This window comes from Cupriavidus sp. 01L46, from assembly GCF_056399905.1.
Genome location: NZ_JBFTSF010000701.1, coordinates 1 through 551 on the forward strand (window position 1 = coordinate 1; position 551 = coordinate 551).

Annotated in this window: 1 protein-coding gene; it reads right to left on the reverse strand. The window is 64.8% G+C overall.

The genetic code is table 11. The features are described from left to right. Nucleotides 1–9 precede the first annotated feature (9 nt). The coding region (locus tag AC1DS3_RS39395; protein ID WP_477129467.1) for a hypothetical protein at nucleotides 10–551 on the reverse strand (542 nt) is incomplete at its 5' end.

Below are 551 nucleotides of genomic sequence, written 5' to 3' on the forward strand. Positions count from 1 at the left end.
GCCGTGCCGTCATTGACGGTAAAGCTGATGGGCCGTGCCGTCATTGACGGTGAAGCTGATGGTGCGGTTGCCGGTGCTCGGCGTGTCCGAGCTATCGGTGTAGGTGACCGAGCGCAGCGCCGCTTGCCACTGCGCCGTCGTGGCGCTCGCGCCCGACGAGGTCAAGGTCATCACCCCGGTCGCGCTGTTGTAGCTCGCCGTGATATTGCCCATGGTGGCGGGGTTGTTGGTGAAGGCCAGGACGTCCTCACTGCCTTGGAAGTTCCCGGTAATGGCGACGGTAGCGCTGGCCAGCGTAGTGTTGTCCGCATCGCTGACCGTGAAGCCGCCATCGATGGCAACCGGCGTGCTGGTGACGTTGTTGCCCTCGGTGAACGCGGTGGTGCCGCCGCTGGCCGTTGCAATGGGCGTGTCGTCAACCGCGGCAACGCTGACCGTCTTGGTGACCGTATTGCTATYRGCCGTGCCGTCATTGACGGTAAAGCTGATGGTGCGGCTGCCGGTGCTCGGCGTGTCCGAGCTATCGGTGTAGGTGACCGAGCGCAGCGCCG